22 protein-coding genes, 1 other RNA gene and 1 other annotated feature are annotated in these 24,811 nt (G+C 44.3%); of the genes, 4 read left to right on the top strand and 19 right to left on the bottom strand.

Annotated elements, in window-relative coordinates; all coding sequences use genetic code 11:
• The first annotated feature begins 153 nt into the window (after nt 1-153).
• From MPH60_RS04025 to MPH60_RS04015, 3 genes are all read left to right on the top strand, one after another.
• A complete protein-coding gene (locus MPH60_RS04025; protein WP_048681418.1) occupies nt 154-345 on the top strand; it encodes a hypothetical protein in 192 nt (63 codons plus the stop codon).
• A 129-nt stretch (nt 346-474) separates the two neighbouring features.
• A complete protein-coding gene (locus MPH60_RS04020; RefSeq protein ID WP_241593309.1) occupies nt 475-741 on the top strand; it encodes a VOC family protein in 267 nt (88 codons plus the stop codon).
• A 42-nt stretch (nt 742-783) separates the two neighbouring features.
• A complete protein-coding gene (locus MPH60_RS04015; protein WP_241593311.1) occupies nt 784-948 on the top strand; it encodes a hypothetical protein in 165 nt (54 codons plus the stop codon).
• Between the two features lie 39 nt (nt 949-987).
• Here the strand turns inward: MPH60_RS04015 and MPH60_RS04010 are convergent, their stop codons facing one another.
• The 17 genes from MPH60_RS04010 to MPH60_RS03930 all read right to left on the bottom strand — a co-directional run bounded on the left by MPH60_RS04010 (nt 988) and on the right by MPH60_RS03930 (nt 19,970).
• Nucleotides 988-2,871: a S8 family serine peptidase gene (locus tag MPH60_RS04010; RefSeq protein ID WP_241593313.1), complete on the bottom strand. Its 1,884-nt coding sequence runs from the start codon at nt 2,869-2,871 to the stop codon at nt 988-990.
• Nucleotides 2,872-3,582: 711 nt separating this feature from the next.
• Nucleotides 3,583-4,290, bottom strand: a complete 708-nt coding sequence (locus tag MPH60_RS04005) for an ABC transporter ATP-binding protein (protein WP_241593315.1) — start codon at nt 4,288-4,290, stop codon at nt 3,583-3,585.
• Complete coding sequence (locus MPH60_RS04000) at nt 4,290-5,072, bottom strand: ABC transporter ATP-binding protein (protein ID WP_101222747.1); 783 nt, start codon at nt 5,070-5,072, stop codon at nt 4,290-4,292. Before MPH60_RS04000 ends, MPH60_RS04005 begins: the two co-directional genes overlap by 1 nt.
• Nucleotides 5,044-6,009 (bottom strand): branched-chain amino acid ABC transporter permease, encoded by a 966-nt coding sequence (locus MPH60_RS03995; protein ID WP_101222748.1) that lies wholly within the window; start codon nt 6,007-6,009, stop codon nt 5,044-5,046. Before MPH60_RS03995 ends, MPH60_RS04000 begins: the two co-directional genes overlap by 29 nt.
• 13 nt (nt 6,010-6,022) lie before the next feature.
• The gene (locus MPH60_RS03990; protein WP_101222749.1) at nt 6,023-6,901 is read right to left on the bottom strand and encodes a branched-chain amino acid ABC transporter permease; all 879 of its coding nucleotides are present in this window, start codon (nt 6,899-6,901) and stop codon (nt 6,023-6,025) included.
• A 163-nt stretch (nt 6,902-7,064) separates the two neighbouring features.
• A complete protein-coding gene (locus MPH60_RS03985) occupies nt 7,065-8,243 on the bottom strand; it encodes an ABC transporter substrate-binding protein (protein ID WP_137020394.1) in 1,179 nt (392 codons plus the stop codon).
• A gap of 660 nt (nt 8,244-8,903) precedes the next feature.
• Nucleotides 8,904-9,611 (bottom strand): ABC transporter ATP-binding protein, encoded by a 708-nt coding sequence (locus MPH60_RS03980; protein WP_241593317.1) that lies wholly within the window; start codon nt 9,609-9,611, stop codon nt 8,904-8,906.
• The gene (locus tag MPH60_RS03975; protein WP_137020396.1) at nt 9,611-10,390 is read right to left on the bottom strand and encodes an ABC transporter ATP-binding protein; all 780 of its coding nucleotides are present in this window, start codon (nt 10,388-10,390) and stop codon (nt 9,611-9,613) included. The genes MPH60_RS03980 and MPH60_RS03975 overlap by 1 nt, the downstream gene beginning before the upstream one ends.
• Nucleotides 10,365-11,336 carry a branched-chain amino acid ABC transporter permease gene (locus MPH60_RS03970; RefSeq protein WP_241593319.1) on the bottom strand — a complete coding sequence of 324 codons (972 nt, stop codon included), beginning with the start codon at nt 11,334-11,336 and terminating at the stop codon, nt 10,365-10,367. The genes MPH60_RS03975 and MPH60_RS03970 overlap by 26 nt, the downstream gene beginning before the upstream one ends.
• A gap of 13 nt (nt 11,337-11,349) precedes the next feature.
• On the bottom strand, nt 11,350-12,228 hold the full coding sequence (locus MPH60_RS03965; protein ID WP_101222754.1) for a branched-chain amino acid ABC transporter permease: 879 nt from the start codon (nt 12,226-12,228) through the stop codon (nt 11,350-11,352).
• 75 nt (nt 12,229-12,303) lie between these two features.
• Nucleotides 12,304-13,494: an ABC transporter substrate-binding protein gene (locus tag MPH60_RS03960; protein ID WP_137020398.1), complete on the bottom strand. Its 1,191-nt coding sequence runs from the start codon at nt 13,492-13,494 to the stop codon at nt 12,304-12,306.
• A gap of 189 nt (nt 13,495-13,683) precedes the next feature.
• Nucleotides 13,684-14,445 carry a tRNA threonylcarbamoyladenosine dehydratase gene (locus MPH60_RS03955; protein ID WP_241593321.1) on the bottom strand — a complete coding sequence of 254 codons (762 nt, stop codon included), beginning with the start codon at nt 14,443-14,445 and terminating at the stop codon, nt 13,684-13,686.
• Nucleotides 14,446-14,556: 111 nt separating this feature from the next.
• The gene (locus MPH60_RS03950; protein ID WP_241593323.1) at nt 14,557-15,663 is read right to left on the bottom strand and encodes a M20 family metallopeptidase; all 1,107 of its coding nucleotides are present in this window, start codon (nt 15,661-15,663) and stop codon (nt 14,557-14,559) included.
• Nucleotides 15,664-16,056: 393 nt separating this feature from the next.
• Nucleotides 16,057-16,242, bottom strand: a non-coding RNA gene (gene ssrS / locus MPH60_RS03945) — 6S RNA.
• An 86-nt stretch (nt 16,243-16,328) separates the two neighbouring features.
• Entirely contained in the window at nt 16,329-18,098 is a 1,770-nt protein-coding gene (gene aspS / locus MPH60_RS03940; RefSeq protein WP_241593325.1) for an aspartate--tRNA ligase, read from the bottom strand.
• 12 nt (nt 18,099-18,110) lie between these two features.
• Nucleotides 18,111-19,382 (bottom strand): histidine--tRNA ligase, encoded by a 1,272-nt coding sequence (hisS, locus tag MPH60_RS03935; RefSeq protein WP_241593327.1) that lies wholly within the window; start codon nt 19,380-19,382, stop codon nt 18,111-18,113.
• Between the two features lie 99 nt (nt 19,383-19,481).
• Nucleotides 19,482-19,718 (bottom strand) — a binding site (T-box leader).
• Between the two features lie 78 nt (nt 19,719-19,796).
• Nucleotides 19,797-19,970, bottom strand: coding sequence for a hypothetical protein (locus tag MPH60_RS03930; protein WP_034308777.1), 174 nt, complete (start codon nt 19,968-19,970; stop codon nt 19,797-19,799).
• A 129-nt stretch (nt 19,971-20,099) separates the two neighbouring features.
• On the opposite strand from MPH60_RS03930, the gene MPH60_RS03925 reads away from it, so the two are divergent.
• On the top strand, nt 20,100-21,869 hold the full coding sequence (locus tag MPH60_RS03925; RefSeq protein WP_241593329.1) for an SH3 domain-containing protein: 1,770 nt from the start codon (nt 20,100-20,102) through the stop codon (nt 21,867-21,869).
• Nucleotides 21,870-21,935: 66 nt separating this feature from the next.
• Here MPH60_RS03925 and dtd read toward each other — a convergent pair whose 3' ends face one another.
• Together dtd and MPH60_RS03915 are read right to left on the bottom strand one after the other, a co-directional pair.
• Nucleotides 21,936-22,379, bottom strand: coding sequence for a D-aminoacyl-tRNA deacylase (gene dtd, locus MPH60_RS03920; RefSeq protein ID WP_241593340.1), 444 nt, complete (start codon nt 22,377-22,379; stop codon nt 21,936-21,938).
• A 15-nt stretch (nt 22,380-22,394) separates the two neighbouring features.
• Nucleotides 22,395-24,593 (bottom strand): RelA/SpoT family protein, encoded by a 2,199-nt coding sequence (locus MPH60_RS03915; RefSeq protein WP_241593342.1) that lies wholly within the window; start codon nt 24,591-24,593, stop codon nt 22,395-22,397.
• Between the last annotated feature and the right edge of the window lie 218 nt (nt 24,594-24,811).

Here is a 24,811-nt window from a genome sequence, read left to right as displayed (position 1 = left end):
CTCTACCCCTTACTACATATGATTCCCTATGTGCACATTTTTTAACCCCATGTAAACTATGTTATGGTTTTATTTGTTTTAAGTAATGTTATTGTATTTCCAGTTTCCTTCTCTCTTTTTCGTTGTATGATAGAAAAAAAAGGAGTTTTGGGAATGATTATTCTGCAGTATATTGGAAAAGTTTTTTCATTCATGCATAAGGATATACCGGAAACTCATGTTAAATGCCATGTTTGTGCAGGTACAGGTGCCTACGATATTTATACAGATTGTCTTACCTGTAATGCAAAAGGGTTAATAAGTAAAGTTGAGTATAATAGGAGGCTTGAAGAGGGTGAGATTTAATGAATTTCATGAGTCGATATATGTAATCAAAGAAGCAGTATTGGCTATTGCTTCTTTTTTTATGTTCAAAAATAGTACCGTTTGTCCCTCACCTTAAAAGGGTATTTTAATGATCAGGGGGGGATACATATGACAGCAATTACTCATGTTGGATTGGCTGTACCTGATTTGGATGCGGCGATTAAGTGGTATGAGCAGGTGTTGGGATTTAAATTATTGGCGGGTCCCTATTCGTTTGATGCAAGTGAGGAGAATGAACATAATATGACGAATGATCTTCTTGGTGATGAAGTTAAAAGGATGCGTAATGCTCATATGATGGCGGATAATGGAGTGGGGATTGAGCTTTTTGAGTTTGGGGAGCCGAGGATGCCTAAAGGTGAAGGTCGCGGTTAAGAGGGCTTTTTTCATATTTGTTTAATAGCGGATGATATCGAAATGCTGGCTGCTGATATTGCTGCTTCTGGCGGTAAAAGGCGAAGTGATATATGGAATACTTGGGAGAACAAGCCCTATTATTTAATCTATTGTGAGGATCCTTTCGGCAATATCATTGAGCTTTACAGCCGAAGCACGGAATGGATGTATGGAAATAGAGATTAAGAAAAGCCCCCAATTAAATTATTGGGGGCTTTTCTTGTATCACTTTTTAACCGTTACTTTTCTTGACTCGCTTACGTTTTTCGCTTTATCTTTGGCATGAATATATAGGTTCCTTCCCTCTTTTTGCTTGGGAATTCTAACCGAGAAGGTACCTTTGGTCGTTGCTGTGGCAGAGCCGATCACTTTTTTTGATGCTTTGATGTACACTGTGGAGTTAGCCTCTGCTTTACCCGTTACTATTGTTGTTTTTGTCGTTACCGTGTTGACCGTAGGTTTACTTGGTGCAGTTTTGTCTGCGACGGTCACGGTTTTGATCGAGCTTATATTTCCTGCTTTATCGGTTGCTGTCACGGATAGGACTTTTCCGGCTTTTTGTTTTTTTGCCATCGTTACGGTGAAATTCCCTGCACTGTTCGAATTTGCTTTGCCTAAAACCGTACTGCCAGTTTTGACAGTGACGGAAGAACTCGCTTCCGCTTTGCCGGTTACTTTGACGGTATTGTCACCTACCGTATTTACCGAAGGTCTTGCAGGAGCCGTTTTATCTGCCACTTTAAATGAAACGGGTATACTTTTATTTCCCGATTTATCGATGACCCTAGTAGAGATGGTCGTTCCGGCTGTTTGTTTTGCGATAGTTGCTGTAAACGTTTTTTCGCCGTTGATCTTCACTGTGGCGAGTTGTTTATTACCGGTATAAATGGAGACGGTCCCCGTTTTGAAGTCAGTCGGGATTTTCCCATTGATCTTGGTGTCCTTATCGGATATTGCGGTCACGGCCGGTTTGGTCAGCGTCTTCATTTCCAGTGCTTTTTTGGCATTGACCCGCCCGTTTCCATAGTAGATGTCTTTCCCTTTTGCACCTAGGTCCACGGCTGAATCATAGAGGCGGTATTCGACCTCCGTTTTGTTAAGCTTCGGCTCATAGGACCAAATCAATGCCGCTACACCGGCCACCATCGGCGTGGCCATCGATGTTCCGCTCATCCAGCCGTATTTACCATAAGGCAGGGTCGAAAGGATATCATCACCAGGGGCCGCAATATCGACTGTTGAATGGTAGTTGGAATAACTGGGACGCTTGTCACTTGAGTCAGTGGCAGCAACGGAAATGACGTGGCTGAAGGCCGCTGGGTACACACGCTGGACATTTTCCCCCATATCCCCTTCATTCCCGGCAGCCGCGACGATCAATACACCTTTTTTATAGGCTTCCTGGACGGCCTTGTTCAAGGCCTCCGAATAACTAGTGTCTCCTAAACTCATATTGATGATGTTTGCCTTTTGCTGAACGGCATAATGTATCGCCTCAATGATATCAGCCGTATTGGCATACTCTCCATCAAAAACGTTGATCGGCATTAGTTTAACGTTCGGGGCAACACCCGTTCCGCCTATGCCGTTGTTCGCAGAACCGGCAATGATGCCTGCGATATGCGTTCCATGCGCCCCTTTTGGGACGATATGCTTCCGATTGCGTATCGTATCATAGGCATTGACGATCCTCCCTTTTAAATCTTCGTGGTTACGATCGATGCCGTCGTCAATGATGGCCACGATCAATTCCTTCGAGCCCATTGTTTTTGTCCACGCTGCATTCGTACCAAGCTTTTTATGGTGCCACTGGTCTATGTAGGCTGGATCGTTCGGACTTTCCATCTTCTTGAAAAGATAGTTTGGTTCTGCATATTCCACATTCTTCTGTCCTTCAAGTTCCTCGATCACGTTGTCGGTCGTTTCCCCTTTAGGAACCTCCACCTTTTCTATCAACTCGTTGATCGGCTCATCGTTTTCCTCTTTATACTTGACGATGACGCCATCAGATTGCGGCGTTTCTTCTGCAGAAGCAGAATGTGGCTGGTAGATTGGCAAAATCATAAACAGTAATAATACCGGCAAAATGGCTTGAATAAGTCTGTGCATACAATCACTCCAAAAAATATGATTAAGAATAGCTATCTATGAGGTTTAATCATGAACCAATTCTACTATTATTCCTAACTAGATTGTATACCGTCTGATTTGGATTTACTAACCTTTTTATCTAGTTAAAATAACTTATTTTCACAACAAAAAAACCGCTATAAAAAGGTCTTCAGTTTGTCGACAAAATGGGGTCTACCTAAATTTAAAAACAAAGTGGGTGATTGTATGTATTTCACCGTAAAATTTGCACTTTGATTTCCACTCCAGGCACTCGCTTTCCGCGGGCGGTCCGGGTGCCTCCTCGGCGCTTTCTGTGCCTGTGGGGTCTCCCCTGGACTCGCTTTTCCCGCAGGAGTCTCGTACCTTCCGTTCCAATCAACTTCGTTTGAAAAATTTAGACAGAAGCCCTTTTGTCTAATAAAGGAAGTTCCGATTGGTCTAATCCTAAACTATGATTTTAAAACAAGACTAAATTATTCTTCATGTTTTTTTACTGTAATCCTTATTGGATTGAAGAAATTTGCGACACTCCAGCCGAATTACTGGCTAGCCAAGACACCGCAGCCGCTAGGCGAGGAGGCTTGGCAGGCAGTCGGCGGAAAGGGAGCGGGTTTCTGAAATCAACTGGAACTTTTTTCAATAAAAAAACTGTAGGGAAACCCGATTTTTCATCGAGCTTCCCTACAGTCTGAAACCGCTATAAAGGGTTTAATGTCCGCCTAGATAGGCATTCTTGATTTCTTCACTTGCGGTCAGTTCCTCAGATTTGCCTGATAGGACAATTCGGCCGGTTTCGACAACATAGGCTCTGTCCGCGATGGATAGTGCTAAGTTGGCATTTTGTTCGACCAGCAGAATCGTTGTACCTGTTTTGTTGATTTCTTCAATGATATGAAAGATTTGCTTCACCAATAATGGCGCAAGTCCCATGGATGGCTCGTCCAATAACAGAAGCCGGGGTTTGGCCATGAGTGCCCTGCCCATTGCAAGCATTTGCTGTTCCCCGCCGGAAAGTGTTCCGGATTGCTGTTTCAGGCGCTCTAGCAACCGCGGGAATAATTCATAGACTTTCTCCATATCCTGCTTGATGCCTGCCTTATCCTTACGTAAATAAGCACCAAGCTGAAGGTTTTCTTCGACGGTCATGTTAGCAAAGACCCGCCGGCCTTCGGGGACATGCGAGATGCCCATTTTCACGATGGATTGTGCTGCCTTTCCGCCGATGGATTGCCCTTCGAATACGATCTTCCCTTGTTTTGGTTTTAATAGGCCGGAAATGCTTTTCAGCAGCGTGCTTTTTCCGGCTCCGTTCGCCCCGATCAGGGTTACGATTTCGCCTTCGTTAATAGAAAGCGAGATTCCTTTCAAGGCTTGAATGTTTCCGTAATAGACGTTGATGTCCTCGATTTTTAACATTATGAAACCTCCTCGCCCAGATAGGCCTCGATGACTTTTGGATTGTTACGGATTTCCTCTGGCTTTCCTTGAGCGATCAGTTGTCCGTGATCGAGTACATATATGCGTTCGCAAACACCCATGACGAGCGGCATATCATGTTCTATCAATAATACGGTCAAATCGAATTTCTCACGGATGAGGGCAATCAGGTTCATGAGCTCATGGGTTTCCTGAGGATTCATCCCCGCAGCCGGTTCATCCAGCAAAAGCAGTTTCGGGTTGGCTGCAAGTGCACGGGCGATTTCCAAACGTCTTTGTTTACCATATGGCAGGTTCTTCGCCTTTTCATCCTTATATTGATCAAGGTTAAAAATCTTCAGGAACTCAATCGCTTTTTCATCCATTTCCTTTTCGCCTTTAAAATGGATCGGCATGCGGAAGATTGAACTTAAGATGTTATGTTTCGAAAGCGAATGATAGGCTACTTTTACATTATCGATCACGGATAGTTCACTGAATAAGCGAATGTTCTGGAATGTCCGGCTGATCCCTTTTTGCGTGATTTTATATGGAGGCAGTTTTCTTAAGTTCTCACCTTCCAAAGAAATCGTGCCCTCGGTCGGGACGTAAACTCCTGTCAGCAAGTTAAAGAAAGTCGTTTTTCCAGCGCCGTTCGGCCCGATCAGGCCAATCAGTTCTCCTGGATATAACTCGACGTTAACATCAGAAACGGCTTTAAGCCCCCCGAACTGGATGCCGACTGAATCGACTTTAAGCAGCGGTGTTTTTATTTTTTTCATGGCTGCTTCCTCCTTTACGTTTGAACATGGATGTTATTTCTTTTGTCCCCATTAAGCCTTGTGGGCGATAGAGCATCATCACGATCAGCACAAGGCTGTAGATGATCATTCGTGTTTCCGGATAATCCTGCAGGAAAGTCGTGACAACCGTCAATAATATCGCGGCCAATACGGCACCGGAAAGACTTCCAAGACCGCCAAGTACGACTAGGATTAAAATATCGAATGATTTCAGGAATCCGAAGTTCGATGGCTGGATGATATAGAAGTTATGAGCGTAAAGCCCTCCGGCAATACCGGCAAAAAAAGCACCGATCGCAAACGCGACAACTTTATAATACGTCGTGTTGATTCCCATCGAATCGGCTGCCGTTTCGTCCTCGCGGATCGATATGCAGGCTCTTCCGTGGGTCGAGCTAGTAAAGTTTCGGATGACGATGATTGTTACGATAACGGAAGCGAATACCCACGGCCAAGTGGTTAAATGGGAAACCTGCATGCCGCTCGCCCCGCCGACATAATCGATATTCAACAGCATGATCCGGACGATTTCACCAAAACCGAGGGTCGCAATCGCCAGGTAGTCACCTTTTAAGCGTAAGCTTGGAATTCCGATGATCAAGCCTGCCAGCGCTGACGCCAAACCGCCGACTATTAATGCCGCATAAAATGGCATTTCCAGCTTCATCGTCATAACGGCTGAAGCATAGGCACCGACTGCCAGGAATCCGGCATGCCCGATGGAGAACTGCCCGGTTATCCCGATGATCAAGTGCAGGCTCGCTGCCAGAATGATATTGATCCCGATGAACATGAGCGTATTTTGATAAAAAGGATTTAGCGATCCGCCGCCGATTAACACTTGAACTGCGGCGAAAAAGATCAATGATAGTGAAATCGAGAGCCAAAAACCTTTTGCTCGCTTAATTGTAGTCATTGCTTTGTCTCCCCTATACTTTTTCTTTTTTGTTTTTACCGAATAAGCCTTGTGGCATGAAAATCAAGATAAGAATCAGTACGACGAAGGCTACAGCATCACGCCATAATGAGTAACCGGCGGCACTTACCAAAGCTTCGATGACACCTAGCAATAGGCCACCGACCATCGCGCCCGGAATAATCCCGATCCCTCCGAGAACGGCGGCAACGAATGCCTTCAATCCCGGAAGCACGCCCATTAGCGGCTCGATCTTGATATAGTAAATACCGAAAATGACGCCCGCTGCCCCAGCCAATGCGGAACCGATTGCAAAGGTGGCAGAAATCGTGTTATCGACATTTATCCCCATCAGTTTGGCTGCATCCGCGTCAAATGAAACGGCACGCATCGCTTTTCCTATTTTTGATTTATGAACGATGATTTGAAGGATGATCATTAGAACTACGGCCACTCCAAAAATCAATACCGATTGGCTATTGATGGAAACTCCAAAAATATTGAACTTGTCCGCCGGCAATACATCATTCGGATAAGCTTCCGGCTGTGCACCGCGGACGTAGATGAATCCGTATTCGATCAAAAGGGAAACACCGATGGCAGTGATAAGTGCCGCAATACGTGTTGCGTTACGCAATGGCTTGTACGCAATACGCTCGATCAATACACCAAACAGCGCACAGACCGTCATCGAGATTAATAGGGCGGGCACGAATGACAGATCCAGGACCGTTATCGAGTAAAACCCAACGAATGAGCCGACCATGAATACATCGCCATGTGCGAAGTTTATCAATTTAACAATCCCGTAAACCATCGTATATCCGAGAGCGATAAGGGCATAAATACTTCCTAGTGAAACCCCGTTTATTAACTGTTGTATCAATTCCATGTTCGACTCTCCTTGAAAATCTAATTTTATGAGTGATTAGTCCAGACTCTTTTCATTCCGCTAAGGGGAAGTTCAGCGACCTGGCATGCTTGAAAAATGAGAATTCGCCAGCACCTTCATATTGACGAAGGGCCGGCGAAAGGATTGGAGTTGTTCTCCGAAATTAAGGATTGATTTTTGTGTTGAATACTTGCTCTCCCTCTTTAAACTCAAGGATGGTAGCAGATTTGATTGGATTATGCTTTTCATCCAATGTGAATGTACCCGTTACAAGCTCAAGATCAGCCGTTTTTTCCAGCGCTTCTTTGATTTTTTCCGAATCCGCTGATCCAGCACGTTTAATCGCGTCTGCAAGGAAGTATCCTGTGTCATATCCTAGAGCGTTAAATGCATCCGGGGATTTATCTTTATACTTCGCTTTAAATGCAGACACAAAATTCTGAATTTTCTCATCAGGGTCACCTGAAGAATAATGGTTCGTGATGAACGTATTATTTAGAGCTTTTGCACCGGCAATTTCAACTAGCTTAGGAGAATCCCAGCCGTCGCCGCCCATGAATGGAACGTCAAGTCCAGTTTCACGTGCCTGCTTCACGATCAGACCAGCTTCCTCATAGTAACCAGGAAGGAAAATGAAATCAGGTTTTGCCGATTTCAAACGAGTCAATGTGGAACGGAAATCAGTATCCTTCGCGATGTAAGCTTCCTCAGCAACGATTTTTCCGCCATTTTTTTCGAATTGTTCTTTAAAGGCCGCCGCTAATCCTTTTGAATAATCACTTGCGCTGTCAATATAGATCGCTGCACTTTTCGCTTTGATTTCTTTAGTGGCAAAGTTCGCAGCTACCGTTCCTTGGAACGGATCGATGAAGCTTGTCCTGAAAACGTAATCGTTCAATTTATCCTTGCTGAAAGTGATTTCAGGGCTTGTACCGGAAGGTGAGATGACCGGCACTTTATTATCTTGGGCAATCTGTACTTGTGCAATCGAGTTCGTGCTTGTCGCTGCACCTACGATCGCTGCAACCTGATCTTGTGATGTCAGCTTGATCGCTCCGCTTGTCGCTTCTGACGCTTCTGATTTATTATCGACTTTTATAAGTTTGATTTTTTTACCGTCAATGCCTTCTTTATTTATTTCTGCAGTCGCAAGCTCCAGACCTTCTGCAATCGATTGTCCATATGAAGCAACACCGCCTGATAATTCAAGGTTGACACCGATTTTTATCGTATCTCCATCTCCGCCTGATTTTTCTGATGAACCAGAGCTGGAACAACCGGCTAGCACTCCTGCAGCAAGTGTTAGAGAAAGGAATGCACCTGCTAGTTTTTTCTTTTTCATAAATAATCCCCCCGTTTTGTAATCATCGCTCTGATGCATGAATATTTATTCAAGATGCCTCAGAAAAATTTGATTAGATTAAATTTTTGAAATTAAATTAATATTTCGAAAAATAGTTTACCGCATAATTTTCATTCCGTCTATACAATAATTGTGAGAAGATTTCGCCAAATAGGATATTTTTCACAGGAAGTGCTATATCATTTTTATCTTTATATATTTTAAATATTGCGAAAATAGGCGATATAATCAGAAAAAACTGATAATTTAATTATATTAATATTATAAATTCCTTATTTACTGCTCAAAAAATTTTATTCATCCCCTTATTTTTTTCATCCTTTTAATTACATTTTTACCAAAATAGAAGTATATTGATAGGGAATTAAACCCAGTTTTTCGGTTCTTTTTTAGTCTTAATTCCTATATCAAAATTGAATAATACTATACTGGATGTATAAAATCATGCATGAAGCTCGTCTGCTTTTTTATCTTCCTGTATATTTTGCATAACCCGAACACCAAACAAAAAAACCGCCAAACGGCGGTTCATGACTGCAGAGAAACACGATAATAATTGATGTTTGTATAATTCGGCCGTTGATTACCACTGCAGGCACTCGCTTTTCCCGCAGGAATCTCGCACAGCCAAACGGAGGTTCAATGTCCTCCTAAATAGGCCATTTTTATTTCTTCACTTGAAGTGAGTTCCTCGGCATTGCCCGAGAGGACGATTCGGCCCGTTTCAACGACATAAGCCCGATCTGCAATCGATAGAGCAAGGTTGGCGTTTTGCTCGACCAAAAGGATCGTTGTTCCGGTCTCACTGATTTCCTGGATGATGTTGAATATTTGCTTCACCAAAAGCGGTGCAAGGCCCATCGAAGGTTCATCGAGAAGTAATAACCGTGGTTTGGCCATTAAGGCCCGGCCCATTGCAAGCATCTGCTGTTCACCGCCTGATAACGTGCCTGCCTGCTGTTTGATTCTCTCCAGCAGCCTCGGAAATAGTTCATACACCTTTTCGATATCTTTTTTGATGCCATCTTTGTCTTTCCGTAAATAAGCCCCAAGCTCCAGGTTTTCGGCAACCGTCATGTTGGCAAAGACACGCCGTCCTTCAGGAACATGGGATATGCCCATTTTCACGATGGACTGTGCAGCTTTTCCTCCAATCGGCTCGCCTTCGAACAAAACCTTTCCTTGCTTTGGTTTTAACAGTCCGGATATCGTTTTGAGCAACGTGCTTTTTCCCGCTCCGTTCGCCCCGATCAAGGTTACGATCTCGCCCTCGTTAATCTCCATGGAAACCCCTTTTAACGCTTGGATATTACCATAATAAACATTGATGTCCTCTATTTTCAGCATCAGGAAACCTCCTCCCCTAGATATGCCTCAATTACCTTTGGATCGTTGCGGATTTGTTCCGGCTTTCCGTGAGCGATAAGCTGTCCATGATCAAGAACGTAAATCCGTTCGCATACCCCCATGACAAGTGACATATCATGCTCGATTAGCAACACGGTAAGGTTGAATTCCTTCCGGATAAATGCAATGAGGTTCATTAATTCCTTCGTTTCATGCGGGTTCATTCCAGCTGCGGGTTCGTCCAGTAAAAGAAGTTTCGGGTTGGCGGCAAGAGCACGCGCGATTTCCAGCCGCCTTTGCTGTCCGTATGGAAGATTCTTTGCTTTTTCATCCTTAAAATGGTCAAGTTTAAAAATCCTCAAAAATTCCAGCGCCTTTTCATCCATTTCCTTTTCCCCGGAAAAATGTCCAGGCAGCCGGAATATCGAGCTTGGAATTCCATGCTTGGCAAGCGAGTGGTAAGCAACCTTCACGTTATCGATCACGGATAACTCACTGAAGAGGCGAATGTTTTGAAAGGTCCTCGAAATCCCTTTTCGGGTAATTTTATAAGGCGGCTGCTTATTCAGGTTTTCCCCGTTCAAGGCAATTGTTCCTTCTGTAGGGACATACACACCCGTCAATAAATTGAAGAAGGTCGTTTTCCCAGCTCCATTCGGGCCGATCAGGCCTACAAGTTCCCCCGGAAATAATTCCACATTCACATCGGACACAGCTTTCAAACCGCCAAAACGGATACCCACCGAATCTACTTTAAGCAACGGTATTGTGGCCTCCATCCTTTGGGCCCCCTTTCGTTTTTTTATGTGTGAACAATGAGGTGATTTCTCTTGTTCCCATTAAACCCTGCGGGCGGAAGATCATCATCAGGATCAGGACAAGGCTGTAGATGATCATCCTCGTTTCCGGATAATCCTGAAGGAATGTCGTCACGATCGTCAGTAAAATTGCGGCCAAAACCGAACCTGATAGACTTCCAAGACCGCCAAGTACGACGAAAATCAGAATGTCGAAGGATTTTAGGAAACCGAAGTTCGATGGCTGGATAATATAGAAATTATGGGCATAAAGCGATCCGGCGATCCCGGCAAAAAAAGCTCCGATGACGAAAGCCGCCACTTTATAATAGGTCGTATTGATTCCCATCGCATCAGCCGCCGTTTCATCTTCCCTTACGGATATGCATGCCCGTCCGTGAGTCGAATTGGTGAAATTCCGGATGACTAAGACGGTGATCATCACACAGGCAAAAACCCACGGCCAAGTAGTCAGGTGGGATACCTGCATCCCGCTTGCCCCGCCTACATAATCAATATTCAAAAGGACGATCCGGACAATTTCCCCAAATCCAAGCGTAGCTATCGCCAGGTAATCCCCCTTCAGACGCAAGCTCGGTACCCCGATTACCATGCCCGCAACAGCGGCTATTACGCCCCCAGCCAATACAGCTATGATGAAAGGAAGTTCCAGCTTCATTGTCATGACTGCCGAAGCATAGGCCCCTACCGCTAAAAAACCTGCATGACCAATCGAGAACTGCCCGGTTATTCCAATGATTAAATGCAGGCTCGTCGCCAGCATGATATTGATGCCGATGAACATGAGCGTGTTGATATAAAACGGGTTAAGCATACCGTTTGAAATGGTGTACTGCATGATTCCGAAAAAAATAAGTGCGAGCACGATCGAGAGCCAAAAACCCTTTGAATTATTTAAAGTAGTCATCGCCATGTCTCCCTTATACTTTTTCTCTTTTATTTTTACCGAACAGACCCTGCGGCAAGAAAATCAAAATCAAGATAAGTACGACGAAAGCCACACCATCGCGCCATAACGAATAACCGGCCGCACTGACCAAAGCCTCGATCACTCCAAGCAGCAGACCGCCGACCATCGCCCCCGGAATGATGCCGATGCCGCCCAAGACTGCTGCAACAAATGCTTTAAGGCCAGGAAGGACACCCATCAACGGCTCGATTTTAATATAGTAGATTCCAAAAATGACACCAGCCGCCCCTGCAAGCGCAGAACCTATGGCGAACGTAGCTGAAATCGTATTATTCACATTGATTCCCATCAGCTTAGCCGCTTCGGAATCGAATGAAACGGCACGCATCGCTTTGCCGATTTTGGTTTTATGGACAACGAATTGTAGGATGATCATTAATATGATGGAAACAGATAAGATCAATATCGATTGACTGCTGATGGAAACTCCCAATATATCGAGTTTATCCATCGGAAGGACGTTATTTGGATAGGCTTCCGGCTGGGCGCCCCGGATGTAAATCAGCCCGTTTTCTATCAGAAGGGAAACACCGATGGCCGTTATCAAGGCCGCAATCCGTGTTGCATTACGAAGGGGTTTATAAGCAATGCGTTCAATTAGAACGCCAAAGATGGCACATGAGACCATCGAAATCAATAAAGCTGGAATGAAGGATAAGTCCATTACGGTAATGGCGTAAAACCCTACAAATGAACCGACCATGAATACGTCGCCATGGGCGAAGTTTATGAGCTTGACGATTCCATATACCATCGTATAACCAAGCGCGATCAAAGCATAAATGCTTCCGAGTGAAATGCCATTTACCAATTGCTGAATCAGTTCCATATTGCACTCTCCCCGTAAAGGTGTTTTTTAAGTGAATATAGAATAGGGGGACTTGCCCCCTATCCACGTAAGCTATTATGGATTGATTTTTGTTTTGAATGTTTGTTTGCCATCCACATATTCCAAGATGGTCGCCGATTTGATCGGATCATGGTTTTCATCGAGGTTCAGCGTTCCGGAAACTAATTGAAGATCTTTGACATCTTCCAATGCTTGTCTGATTTTTTCTGGAGAAGCATCACCAGATCTCTTGATGGCATCAGCCAGGTAGTAGCCAGTATCATAACCAAGTGCGGCAAAGGCATCCGGTGTTTTATTGTATTCCTTTTTGAAGGCTGCAACGAAATCCTGGATTTTTGCATCTTCATCTTCCGGAGAATAGTGATTCGTGATATAGGTATTTTTCAAAGCCTCAGCTCCGGCAATTTCAACGACCTTCGGGGAATCCCAGCCGTCTCCGCCCATGAATGGAAGGTCTATGCCATCTTCACGAGCCTGTTTTAAGATCAATCCGACTTCCTCATAATAACCAGGAAGGAAAACGAACTCCGGTTTTGCGGATTTGATACGTGTTAATGTAGAGCGGAAATCAGTATCTTTCGTTACATATGCTTCTTCCGCCACGATTTTACCGCCCTTGGCAGTGAACGCTTCTTTAAAGGCTGCGGCCAGTCCTTTTGAATAATCACTTGCGCTATCCACATAGATCGCAGCGGTCTTTGCCCCAATTTCGTCAGTTGCGAAATTGGCTGCCACCGTCCCTTGGAATGGATCGATAAAGCAAGTTCTGAACACATAATCATTTAATTTTCCAGCTTTGTTGGTGATGTCGGGATTTGTTGCAGTTGGTGTGAGTAGAGGAACTTGATTATCCTGTGCGACCTGAACCTGTGCCAATGTATTAGTGCTTGTCGCAGATCCGACTACAGCCACAACCTTGTCCTGGCTGACCAGCTTGATCGAACCGCTTGTCGCTTCTGCCGCATCTGATTTATTATCAACCTTAACGATTTCCAATTTTTTACCGTCGATGCCCTCTTTATTAATCTCATCGATGGCCAGTTGCAAACCATCGGCAGCCGATTGGCCGAATGATGCCGTACCTCCGGACAATTCAAGGTTGGCCCCAATTTTGATTGTGTCACCCGAGTTTGATGAACCCCCGCCTGAACTGCTAGTTTTCGAGTCGCCGCCACTACAACCTGCCAGCGCCCCTGCAACTAATGAAAGTGATAGAAACACTCCTGCTAGCTTTTTCTTCTTCATTTGAAACCCCCTTATTTTGTATGTTCTTTTAATCAAATAGAATATCTGAATAAAAATAATATTCTGAAAATAGTTTATCTCATTCTTTCGACCCCGTCTATATGATATGGATAAAAAAGTTATTAAAAGGGAATATCTACTATTCGACACAAAAAAAACTGACCCTTTATAGAGTCAGTTAACTTCTTATCAATCGTTTACACGGCGAACTTCAATGTTTTTTAATATATCATTGATCACCCAGCTTGCTGCAATTAAGCCCGCTACGGATGGGACGAAAGCATTCGAAGATGGCGGCATTTGCGCTTTACGGATTTTTGCCTCATCATTGCCAACTTCTTTTCGGACATCCTCACGAATGACAATAGGGCTCTCATCGGAGAAAACAACCGGGATTCCCTTTGTTATGCCCTCTTTACGCAATCTAGTACGAATGACCTTGGCAAGCGGGTCGGTATGCGTTTTGGAGATATCGGCAATTTGAAAACGTGTCGGGTCCATCTTATTAGCGGCACCCATGCTTGAAATCACCTTGATATTCCGTTTCAGGCATTCCTTCATCACATGCATTTTATAGATGACCGTATCTGATGCATCAATGACATAGTCCAGGCCATAACTGAAGAATTCTTCAAACGTTTCTTCTGTATAGAACATTTTAAGAGCGATCACTTCGCAGTCGGGATTGATGTCTTGAATGCGATTTTTCATCAATTCCGCTTTCGGTTGACCGACTGTTGATAATAGAGCATGAATCTGCCTGTTTACATTTGTGATGTCGACATCGTCTTTATCCACAAGAATAATACGGCCTACCCCCGTACGTGCCAATGCTTCGGCTGAAAATGAACCAACGCCTCCTACACCCAGGACAGCAACCGTCGTGTTTTTCAGAATATCGATTCCTTCCTTGCCAATTGCCAATTCATTTCGTGAAAACTGATGCAGCATATATATTCAACTCCAATAAATTCTGTTCTTATTTAGCTTCCCAATTAACAATATATCATAAACATCATTTATGACAAGCGAAATATGAGCAGTCTAATCGGAATTGGTGCACTAGGTCATTTTTGATAATTTTTGAAGAACGGTAGCCAAAAGGAGCGTCCTTTCCGTCAGGCTCGGAATTTCCAAATACTCCTCTTCACTATGGGCATTTCCTCCAATGGGTCCGAGTCCATCCACTGTCGCGATTCCCAATTCAGAAGTGATGGAAGCATCCGATCCTCCACCCGTGGCCGTATCCGTGATTTCGACGCCGATTTCCTTCCCAGCCTGACGGATCGTCTCTAAAAGCAAGTTCGATTTCTCATTCTTTTCCATGGGTGACCGGTCCATTTTCCCGCTTAGTGTCGTTTTCGTTCCGGGAATATGGGTTTCGGCACAGATTTTTTTAAGCTGCTTGAGAACGATGCCCTCCTGCTTTTTTTCAGAAATCCGCACATCGACGAAGGCAGCCGCATGGGAAGCGATCATATTGACAGCGGAGCCTCCTTCAATTTTGCCGACATTAACGCTGATTCCTTTCTTTTGATCATTCAATCGGTGTAAGGCGATGATCTTATGGGCCAATTCTTCAATTGCACTTCGTCCCTTTTCCGGTTCGATCCCCGAATGGGCGGCCACCCCCATAATATCGACTTTAAACTGACCGCAGCCCCTTCTTGCCGTGACAAGCGAACCGTCCGTCCTTGCCGGCTCAAGAATTAACGCGAACTTCTTATTGGCCGCTTTTTCCGATATGAGTGAAGCGGACGACGGTGACCCGATCTCTTCATCACTATTAAGAATGATTTGAATATGCTTATAGCCTGTCTGCCCCGTCTGTTTCAAGCAAAGAATCGCATAAAATAGCTCAACCAAACTAGACTTCATATCCGCCACACCCGGACCGTATGCCCGACTTCCTTTCACCTTAAAAGGACGTTTTTGCGCTGTCCCCTCCGGAAACACCGTATCCATATGGGCAACGATCAAAATATGCGGTTGATTCGCCTCACGATGCTGGATGACCAGCTGATTGCCATAATTCTGCTGCTCAACGGTATTCACAATAAAATCCAGACTTTCAAATTTCGTTTTTAAAATCGAACCAATTTCATCAATACCCTTTTTCGTATGAGAACCACTATCTATATTCACTAGCCGCTCCACTAATTGAAGCATTTCCTTCCTCTTTGCATACAATAAATCTTTCAAAGCCCTCACTACTTTCTATCCTTGGCTGAACATTGCTCAACCTTACTATAATTTACGAATCTATATTGCCGAATGTTACATAAAAGGGAAGATTTGAAGTTTATTCGAGGGTTTTTTGGTTTTATTCGTTAGATTGGGGTGTTTACTCGTGAGTTTGGGTCATTTACTCATGAGTTAGAGCTCTTTACTCGTGAATTCGCGCCATTTACTCGTGAATTCGCACTATTTACTCGTGAGTTTCCTCCATTTACTCGTGAATTCGCACTATTTACTTGTAAATACACGCATTCTCTCGTAAGTTTACAATTTTAACGCACAAAAAAACCCATGTTATGTAACATGAGTTGCTTTGTAAGATGTAAGAGTCCCAATTGTGCCGTTTACGCCTTTGTTTTGAACCCGCTCTCCGCAGGTGGGTGCTCGGTTCCTCGCGTTTGTAAGTCCTCTTCGAGGGAGGCTTTTACGCGGCCAGGAAACTAGTGCTCCCGGTAACTATAAGTGTTCGGTCAAAACTTATAGGTTAAAGAACGAACACATCAGGACTCTTACTTATTGGAGATATCATATCATAATGCTTAACTCTGTTTCAAGAAAAAACATCTAGGTATTTTTTCATATTTTTCCCAAATGGATTATTTTTTAAGTGCTGCAAGTCTTAGGTTAAGTTCGGCCAATTGCTTGTCACTTACAGTACTTGGTGCGTCAACGAGCAGGTCGCTTGCGCTTGCTGTTTTCGGGAACGCGATGGTGTCGCGAAGGTTCGTGCGGCCTGCGAGCAGCATGACCATGCGATCCAATCCTAGGGCGATTCCGCCGTGTGGAGGCGTTCCGTATTCGAATGCATCCATTAGGAAGCCGAATTGTGCGTTTGCTTCTTCTTCGGAGAATCCAAGTACTTTGAACATTTTTTCCTGAACGCCACGTTCGAATATCCGCAGTGATCCACCGCCAAGTTCGTAGCCGTTCAGTACAAGGTCATATGCTTGGGCACGGACGCTTGCTGGGTCTGATTCCAATTTGTCCATGTCTTCACGGAATGGCATGGTGAATGGATGGTGTGCTGCATAGTAGCGTCCTTCTTCTTCGTCATATTCAAATAATGGCCAGTCGGTCACCCATAGGAAGTTGAATTTGCTTTGATCGATCAAGCCTCTTTCTTTACCTAGCTTAATGCGTAGTGCTCCAAGTGCATCAGCGACTATGCCTTTCTTATCCGCCACGAATAAGATTAAATCGCCCACTTCGGCTTCCAATGCAGATACTAATTGCTCTTGATCGTCAGCGAAGAATTTGGCGATTGGCCCTTTTACGCCGTCTTCTTCAACTTTCAGCCATGCAAGGCCTTTTGCACCGTAAATCGCTGCAAATTCAGCCAATCCATCTATGTCTTTACGGGAATAATCTGCATTTCCGTCCTTAACGACGATTGCCTTTACTTGTCCGCCGCTTGCAACAGCTCCGGTGAACACTTTGAAATCACTGTCTTTGACGATTTCGGAAACATCTTTAAGTTCCATTCCGAAGCGTGTATCCGGTTTGTCGGATCCGTAACGGCTCATCGCTTCATTGTAGGTCATTCTAGGGAATGGCAGTGTTACGTCCAGTCCTTTCACGTCTTTCATCACTTTAGCCATCATGTTTTCGGCTGTGTTAATGATATCTTCTTGGCTCATGAAGCTTGTTTCGATATCGATTTGCGTGAATTCAGGCTGTCTGTCAGCACGTAAGTCTTCATCACGGAAACAGCGGGCAATTTGATAATAACGTTCGAAACCTGATACCATCAATAACTGCTTGAAGATTTGCGGTGACTGCGGAAGTGCATAGAACTCCCCTTCGTGTACACGGCTAGGCACTAAATAATCACGTGCTCCTTCAGGTGTACTTTTTGTTAAGATCGGTGTTTCGATATCAAGGAAGCCTTCACCGTCCAAGTAATCACGGATCGCTTTAGTTGTTTGGTTACGCATTTTCAACGTTTCGAACATCGCCGGACGACGCAGGTCCAAATAACGATATTTCAAGCGGATGTCCTCTGATACATCCGTTCTTTCATCAATGATGAATGGAGGGGTCTTTGCTTCGTTTAAAATTGTAACGTTTTCGGCTTGTACTTCGACGGTCCCTGTTGTTACGTTCGGGTTGAAGTTGGCTTCATCACGTTTGATGACTGTCCCTTGGATATCAAGGACGTATTCATTACGGATTTTTTCGGCTGTAGCCAGCGCGTCTGCCGAAATATCCGGATTGAAAACGACTTGGACGACTCCGCTTCTGTCACGTAGGTCGATAAAGATGACACCGCCCAAATCCCGGCGTTTTTGTACCCATCCTTTTAATGTTACTTTTTCACCAATAGCTGCTTCTGTCACTTCACCATTGAAGTATGTTCTGCCAAACATGGTATTTCCCCCTTAAGCCTGTAGCTTTTTGAATTGTTCAACGAATGTAGCAAGATCCATCTGGACTTGTTCACCGGTTTCCATGAACTTCACATTGATTTTATTATTTGCCAATTCATCATCCCCGAGTGTCGCCACATATCTTGCTTCGAGGCGGTCGGCTGACTTGAATTGTGCTTTCACTTTACGGTCTTGATAGTCTTTTTCGACGGTAAAACCGGCATTCCGCAATTGATGGGCAAGTTTGACGGTATAATCCTTGGCTGTTTCACCTAATGAAACAAGATAGCAGTCAATTCCCTTTTTGATCGGAAGCTCGATGTTTTCTGCTTGGAGGGCTGCAATCAGGCGTTCAATGCTAAGTGCAAAGCCGATTCCGGGTGTTTCCGGTCCGCCAAGTTCTTCAGCAAGCCCGTTATAACGGCCGCCTCCGCAAAGTGTAGTGATGGCGCCAAAACCTTCTGCATCACTCATGATTTCAAAGGCGGTATGATTATAGTAATCCAAGCCGCGCACTAGAGTCGGGTCTTCGACGAAATCGATTTCCAAATCGGTTAAATGCTGTTTCACCTTTTCAAAGTAAATACGGGATTCATCATTTAAATATTCAATGATGGATGGAGCCGTGTTCATCAATTCGTGACCGTGATCCTTTTTGCAATCCAGGATACGCAAAGGATTCTTTTCGAGACGGTTTTGACAATCGCCGCAAAACTCGCCGATGCGTGGTTCGAAATGTTTGATTAACGCATTGCGATGCGCTGTCCGGCTTTCTTTATCACCAAGACTGTTGATTACAAGTTTCAGCTTTTTCAAACCAAGTTCCTTGTACAGGTTCATCGCAAGTGACAGAACCTCTGCATCGATTCCTGGATCCTTACTTCCTAAAGCTTCGATGCCGAATTGAACGAACTGGCGGAATCGGCCTGCTTGCGGACGTTCGTATCGGAACATTGGCCCGATATAATAAAGCTTGACCGGTTGATTGGCCCACCCGAACATTTTGTTCTCGATATATGACCGTACAACAGAAGCGGTGCCTTCCGGACGAAGGGTTAAGTTCCTTTCACCGCGATCTTGAAATGAATACATCTCTTTTTGAACGATATCGGTTGTATCCCCTACACCACGTAAAAATAATTCCGTGTGTTCAAAAATGGGAGTGCGGATTTCTTTATATTGATAACGGTGACAAATCTCACGCGCCGTTTTTTCGATATACTGCCAAATTTCCGTTTGGCCAGGCAATAAATCCTGGGTACCTCTAGGAATCTGAATAGACATTTGTGTTTCCTCCTTTAAAGCAAGGCGCCCTTTCTGATACGGCGCGCTATACTGATTTTTCCCAAACAAAAAACTCCCGCCCCTTGTAACGTATATGTTACAAGGGACGAGAGTTTGGATATCCCGTGGTGCCACCCTAGTTGAAGCACAAAAAAAGTGCCCCCGCTCAAAAACAGTTAACGCCTGTTTTACGTTCATCTCCTATTAAGTAAATCCGTTCGGAGTGAAGCCTACGGAGGGTTCTTTCATTAAGTCATCATGTGGAATGCTTTCAGCCTCGGCATTTCCTCTCTTTTCATGTGTTTCTTAATTACTCTTCTCCATCATTGGTTATTGCAGTAATAAGTCTGATATTTTATAATCATACGGACGTTAACATCAAATGTCAAGGCAGACTGAGGATTTTGTCGCATTTTATTGGTTCAAACGTTTTTTCAGATTTTTGATTGTCCGGACATTGACTCCGAATTCGGATGCCAATTCAACAAGGTTTGCGCTTTGTTCCTTTTGGATGAAATCGTGAAAATCGACACCCAATACTTGATTGCCTCCGCTTAAGCTCGTTTGATCTTTTTCGCTGAATTTCATATGGTTTCCCTCCTAGAGTTATATAAGCTCTATTCTTTCCTAAAAAAAATGTTTTTTGCACAGGGAAAGAGGGAAATTTTCATTGAACGCGAATACATACATATAGACATTTAAAGGGAGAGACAACTTATGAAGAAGAAATCGGGTTTATTCGGCCTGACACTTATGCTGATATTCTCAGCGATTTTCCCCGTCAATCACGCTTTTGGAAAAGATGAAGGGGAAAATATCGTGACGACCCAAGTGGTCAATGTCCGTGAAGGTGCAGGTCTCAGTTTCCCTATCGTAAAAAAACTGGCAAAAGGGGAATCATATCCCATCCTGAATGAAGATGGCGACTGGATCGAAATCCAGATTGGCGCCGGCAAAACGGGTTGGGTTGCCAATTGGCTAGTGGAGAAACAAACAGGGTCTGATACCAATCAGGTCAAAAAGGAATCCGGACAAGGTGTGATATCAGGCAGTTCGGTCCGCGTCCGTACAGGTCCAGGCACTACATTTCAAACGGTTGGGTCCTTGAGTAAAGGTACACCTGTTGACATCATTGAAAAAAATGAAAATTGGATAAAGATCAAAACGGCGGATATCGAAGGTTGGGTCTCTTCTGACTACCTTAATCTCCCCGCCGCATCTGGAAATGCAGCGAAGAAAGATTCAACTAAGAAAAAAGAAACGAAACAATCCGGAAAAACCGGAGTAACTTTGGTGGACCGGCTCAATGTCCGCTCTGAACCGTCGAAAAGCAGTGCCACGCTCGGGAAGCTGAACAAAAATACGGCAGTGACCGTTTACCGGGTTGAAAATGAATGGGCTGAAATTGATTTCCAAGGAGTCCGCGGTTGGGTAGCTGAACCTTACATACAAGTAAGCGAAGGTAAAGAAGACATGAAAAATGATCCGGCAGGCGCCACTGCAAGGGTGACCGCTACGGGTTTAAATGTCAGGAAAGAAGCCTCTCTCTCAAGCAAGGTCATCGGCTCGGTGAACAAGGATGAAACGTACGCCGTACTGCAAACAAAGGGAAATATGACACAGATCAAGCTCTCCGGTTCGAAAAAGGGCTGGGTCGTGAGTTGGTATCTGGAAAAAGAGAATGTTGAACAAACGGTGAAGGAAAAAAAGGTTGATGTAAAAGGAAACAAGATTACCATCATTCATGATGGTACGATCCTTAGAAGCGAGCCTGATGGTAACTCGAAGATAGTCGAGCAGGCCAATGCAGGTGAAACCTTCTCCGCATCAGGTATGGAAGGCGACTGGTATTCCATAAAACTGAAGAGCGGAAAAACGGCTTATGTGGCCGGATGGATCGTGACGATCGAAGGGAATTCCGAGCAGATCCAACGACCTGGAGTTGAAAAATACTTAAAGGATAAAATCATTGTGATCGATCCCGGCCATGGCGGCAGGGATAGCGGTACAATAGGCGTCGGTGGAACACTGGAGAAAAACTTGACGATTCGTACGGCAGAGCTGCTGCGGGACAAACTTCAGGCTGCAGGAGCTAATGTGATCCTGACCAGAAGCGGAAATACCTATGTTCCACTCCCTTCCCGGGTCAGCACTTCTCATATACATAACGCGGATGCTTTCATCAGCCTCCATTATGATAGCACCAAGGACCAGATCACCAGCGGGATCACCACATACTACTATCATGATTACCAGCGTGCATTGGCGGCTACTCTGGCCAATTCACTCGGTTCAACCATGCAGGTGCCCAATCGTGGATCACGTTACGGGAATTTTCATGTTACCCGCGAAAATAAACGGGTAGCCACACTTATTGAACTAGGTTATTTAAGCAATCCAGTGGAAGAATTGACGTTAACATCGAATGAGTATCAAGAAAAAATCACATCTGCCATCTATAATGGATTGGCGCGGTATTTTAAATAAGAAGTAGAAAAGCCAGCTTCGCATCGAAGCTGGCTTTTCTACAAAAAAATAACCTGCCGCAGCAGGTTATTTTTTGCTTTCAAGTATAAGTGTAACGGGACCGTCATTAGTAAGCTGAACATCCATCATGGCACCAAATTGACCGGTTTCCGTATGGACGCCTTTCTTGCGGAGTTCCTCGTTAAATGCTTCATATATTTCATTCGCCTCTTCAGGACGGGCGGCGTCCATGAAGTTCGGTCGACGGCCTTTGCGGCTATCGCCGTATAAGGTGAATTGTGAAACTGATAAAATCGAACCTCCCACATCCAATAGTGAATGGTTCATCTTTTCATTTTCATCTTCAAATATTCTGAGATTTACAATCTTATCGGCCAAATAGGCGGCATCATCGATGGTATCCCCATGGGTGACGCCAACCAACAGGACGAGCCCGCTGTCGATTTGCCCGATGATTTGGTCTGCGACAACGACTTTTGCCGCTTTGGAACGTTGTAAAACAACACGCATGGCAATAAAAACTCCTTAGTTCATGATCCTTCTAACGGAATAAACATCTGAAATTTGTTTGATACGGTCGACGACCTTTTGTAAATGGGCAATGTTATGGATATAGATGGACATGTGAATGGTCGCCACCTTGTTCCTGTCGGATTTACCCGAGACTGCCGAAATGTTGGTCTTGGTTTCATTGACGGCCTGCAGTACTTCATTTAATAAGCCTCGACGGTCATAGCCGCTGATTTCAATTTCAACGATGTATTCCTTGCGTTCATTAATCGTACTTTCCCATTCAACCGGTACAAGGCGATGATCGGAATCCCCGCTATCCAGGTTCGGACAATCTTGTCTATGAACGGAAACTCCACGGCCTTTGGTTATATAACCAACGATTTCGTCTCCTGGCACTGGGTTGCAACAGCGTGATAAACGGATAAGCAGGTTATCAATCCCCGGTACCTGTACACCTGAGTCACGTTTTTTAGATGTATTGGAGAAGGTTTTCAGGTCGGCTACCGCTTCAGAAATATCCGCTTCTTGCTCGACCATTTTCTGTTTGCGCCATTTTTCGGTAAGGCGGTTAGCTACCTGAAGGGCAGTGATTCCATTATATCCGACTGCTGCATACATATCTTCTTCATTTAGGAAGTTGAATTTATCTGCAACACGCCTGATATTCTCGGCCGTCAGGATTTCCTTCAGGTCGAACTCCATATCCTTGATTTCCTTTTCAACAAGCTCTTTGCCTTTTTCGATATTTTCTTCCCGGCGCTGCTTCTTGAAAAATTGGCGGATCTTGTTTTTCGCCTGAGATGTTTGCGTTAGTTTAAGCCAATCCTGACTTGGACCATATGAATGCTTAGAAGTTAAGATTTCTATGATGTCGCCAGTTTTCAGTTTATAATCCAGCGGTACCATTTTCCCATTCACCTTGGCACCAATCGTTTTATTTCCGATTTCCGAGTGAATCCGGTAAGCGAAATCAATCGGGTTGGATCCTGATGGCAGTTCGATGACATCGCCTTTTGGTGTGAAAATGAATACCATATCAGAAAAAAGATCTATTTTAAGGGATTCCATGAATTCCTCTGCATTAGTAGCATCATCCTGGAATTCAAGAATTTCCCGGAACCATGTCAATTTTTCTTCCAGTGAAGGCTGTTCACCGACATCTTTTCCTTCTTTATAAGCCCAGTGCGCGGCAACCCCGAACTCGGCAATGCGATGCATATCGGAAGTACGGATCTGCACTTCCAGCGGGTCGCCTTTCGGACCGATCACCGTCGTATGGAGCGATTGATACATATTCGGCTTCGGCATCGCAATATAATCTTTGAATCGGCCAGGCATCGGCTTCCAGCATGTATGGATGATCCCTAAGACGGCATAGCAATCCTTAATGCTATTGACGACGATCCGAACCGCAAGCAAATCGTAAATTTCGCTGAACTGCTTATTCTGCAAAGCCATTTTACGATAAATGCTGTAAATATGTTTCGGTCTGCCGGAAAGGTCAGCCTTAATATTGACTTCCTCAACGTTTTTACGCACTTCATCTATGACTTCTTCCAGATACTTTTCACGTTCTGCACGCTTTTTCTTCATCAGGTTGACGATTCGGTAATACTGCTGGGGATTCAAATACCTTAGTGCAGTATCTTCAAGTTCCCATTTAATTGTACTGATACCAAGACGATGAGCAAGCGGTGCGAAAATTTCCAACGTCTCGTTCGAGATCCTTCTCTGCTTTTCCTGCGGCAGATGCTTCAATGTCCGCATATTATGAAGTCTGTCCGCAAGCTTGATCAAGATGACCCGTATATCCTGGGCCATCGCCACGAACATTTTCCGATGGTTTTCCGCCTGTTGCTCCTGCTGTGATTTATACTTGATTTTCCCTAACTTTGTCACGCCATCCACAAGCATGGCGACTTCAGGACTGAAATTTTCTTCAATATCCTTCAGAGTGATCTCCGTGTCTTCAACAACATCATGTAAAAAACCTGCCGCAATGGTTGCAGGGTCCATTTCAAGTTCAGCCAGAATGCCCGCCACTTGAATCGGATGAATAATATACGGCTCTCCCGATTTACGGAATTGTTCTCGGTGAGCATACTCTGCATACTTAAACGCTCTATGAATAAATTCAGCTTCTTCCGGCTGAAGATATAAGCTGGCCCGTTCTACAACCTGCTCGGCAGTCAATATTTGATCATTAGCCATTTAATCACCTTAACCCCACTTTAACTGCCACCGGATATGATCCGGATTGAGTATGATTGGTAGCACTTCCCTTTATTCTGCAAAACGTGACAATTTTTGCGAAAAAAAATAAATCCGCTTAAACGGATAAAAGTGCAAATAAACTTATTAGCAGAAAAACTCTTTATTATTACTATTATCGAAAAAAAAGGCAAGGATGTAAAGAGTTAAACGTGTAT

Source organism: Peribacillus sp. Aquil_B1 (assembly GCF_022603275.1).
In the GTDB taxonomy this organism is placed as follows: Bacteria; Bacillota; Bacilli; order Bacillales; family DSM-1321; genus Peribacillus.
Note: the sequence above shows the minus strand (reverse complement) of the source record. Positions and strands in the feature narration are given on the sequence as shown.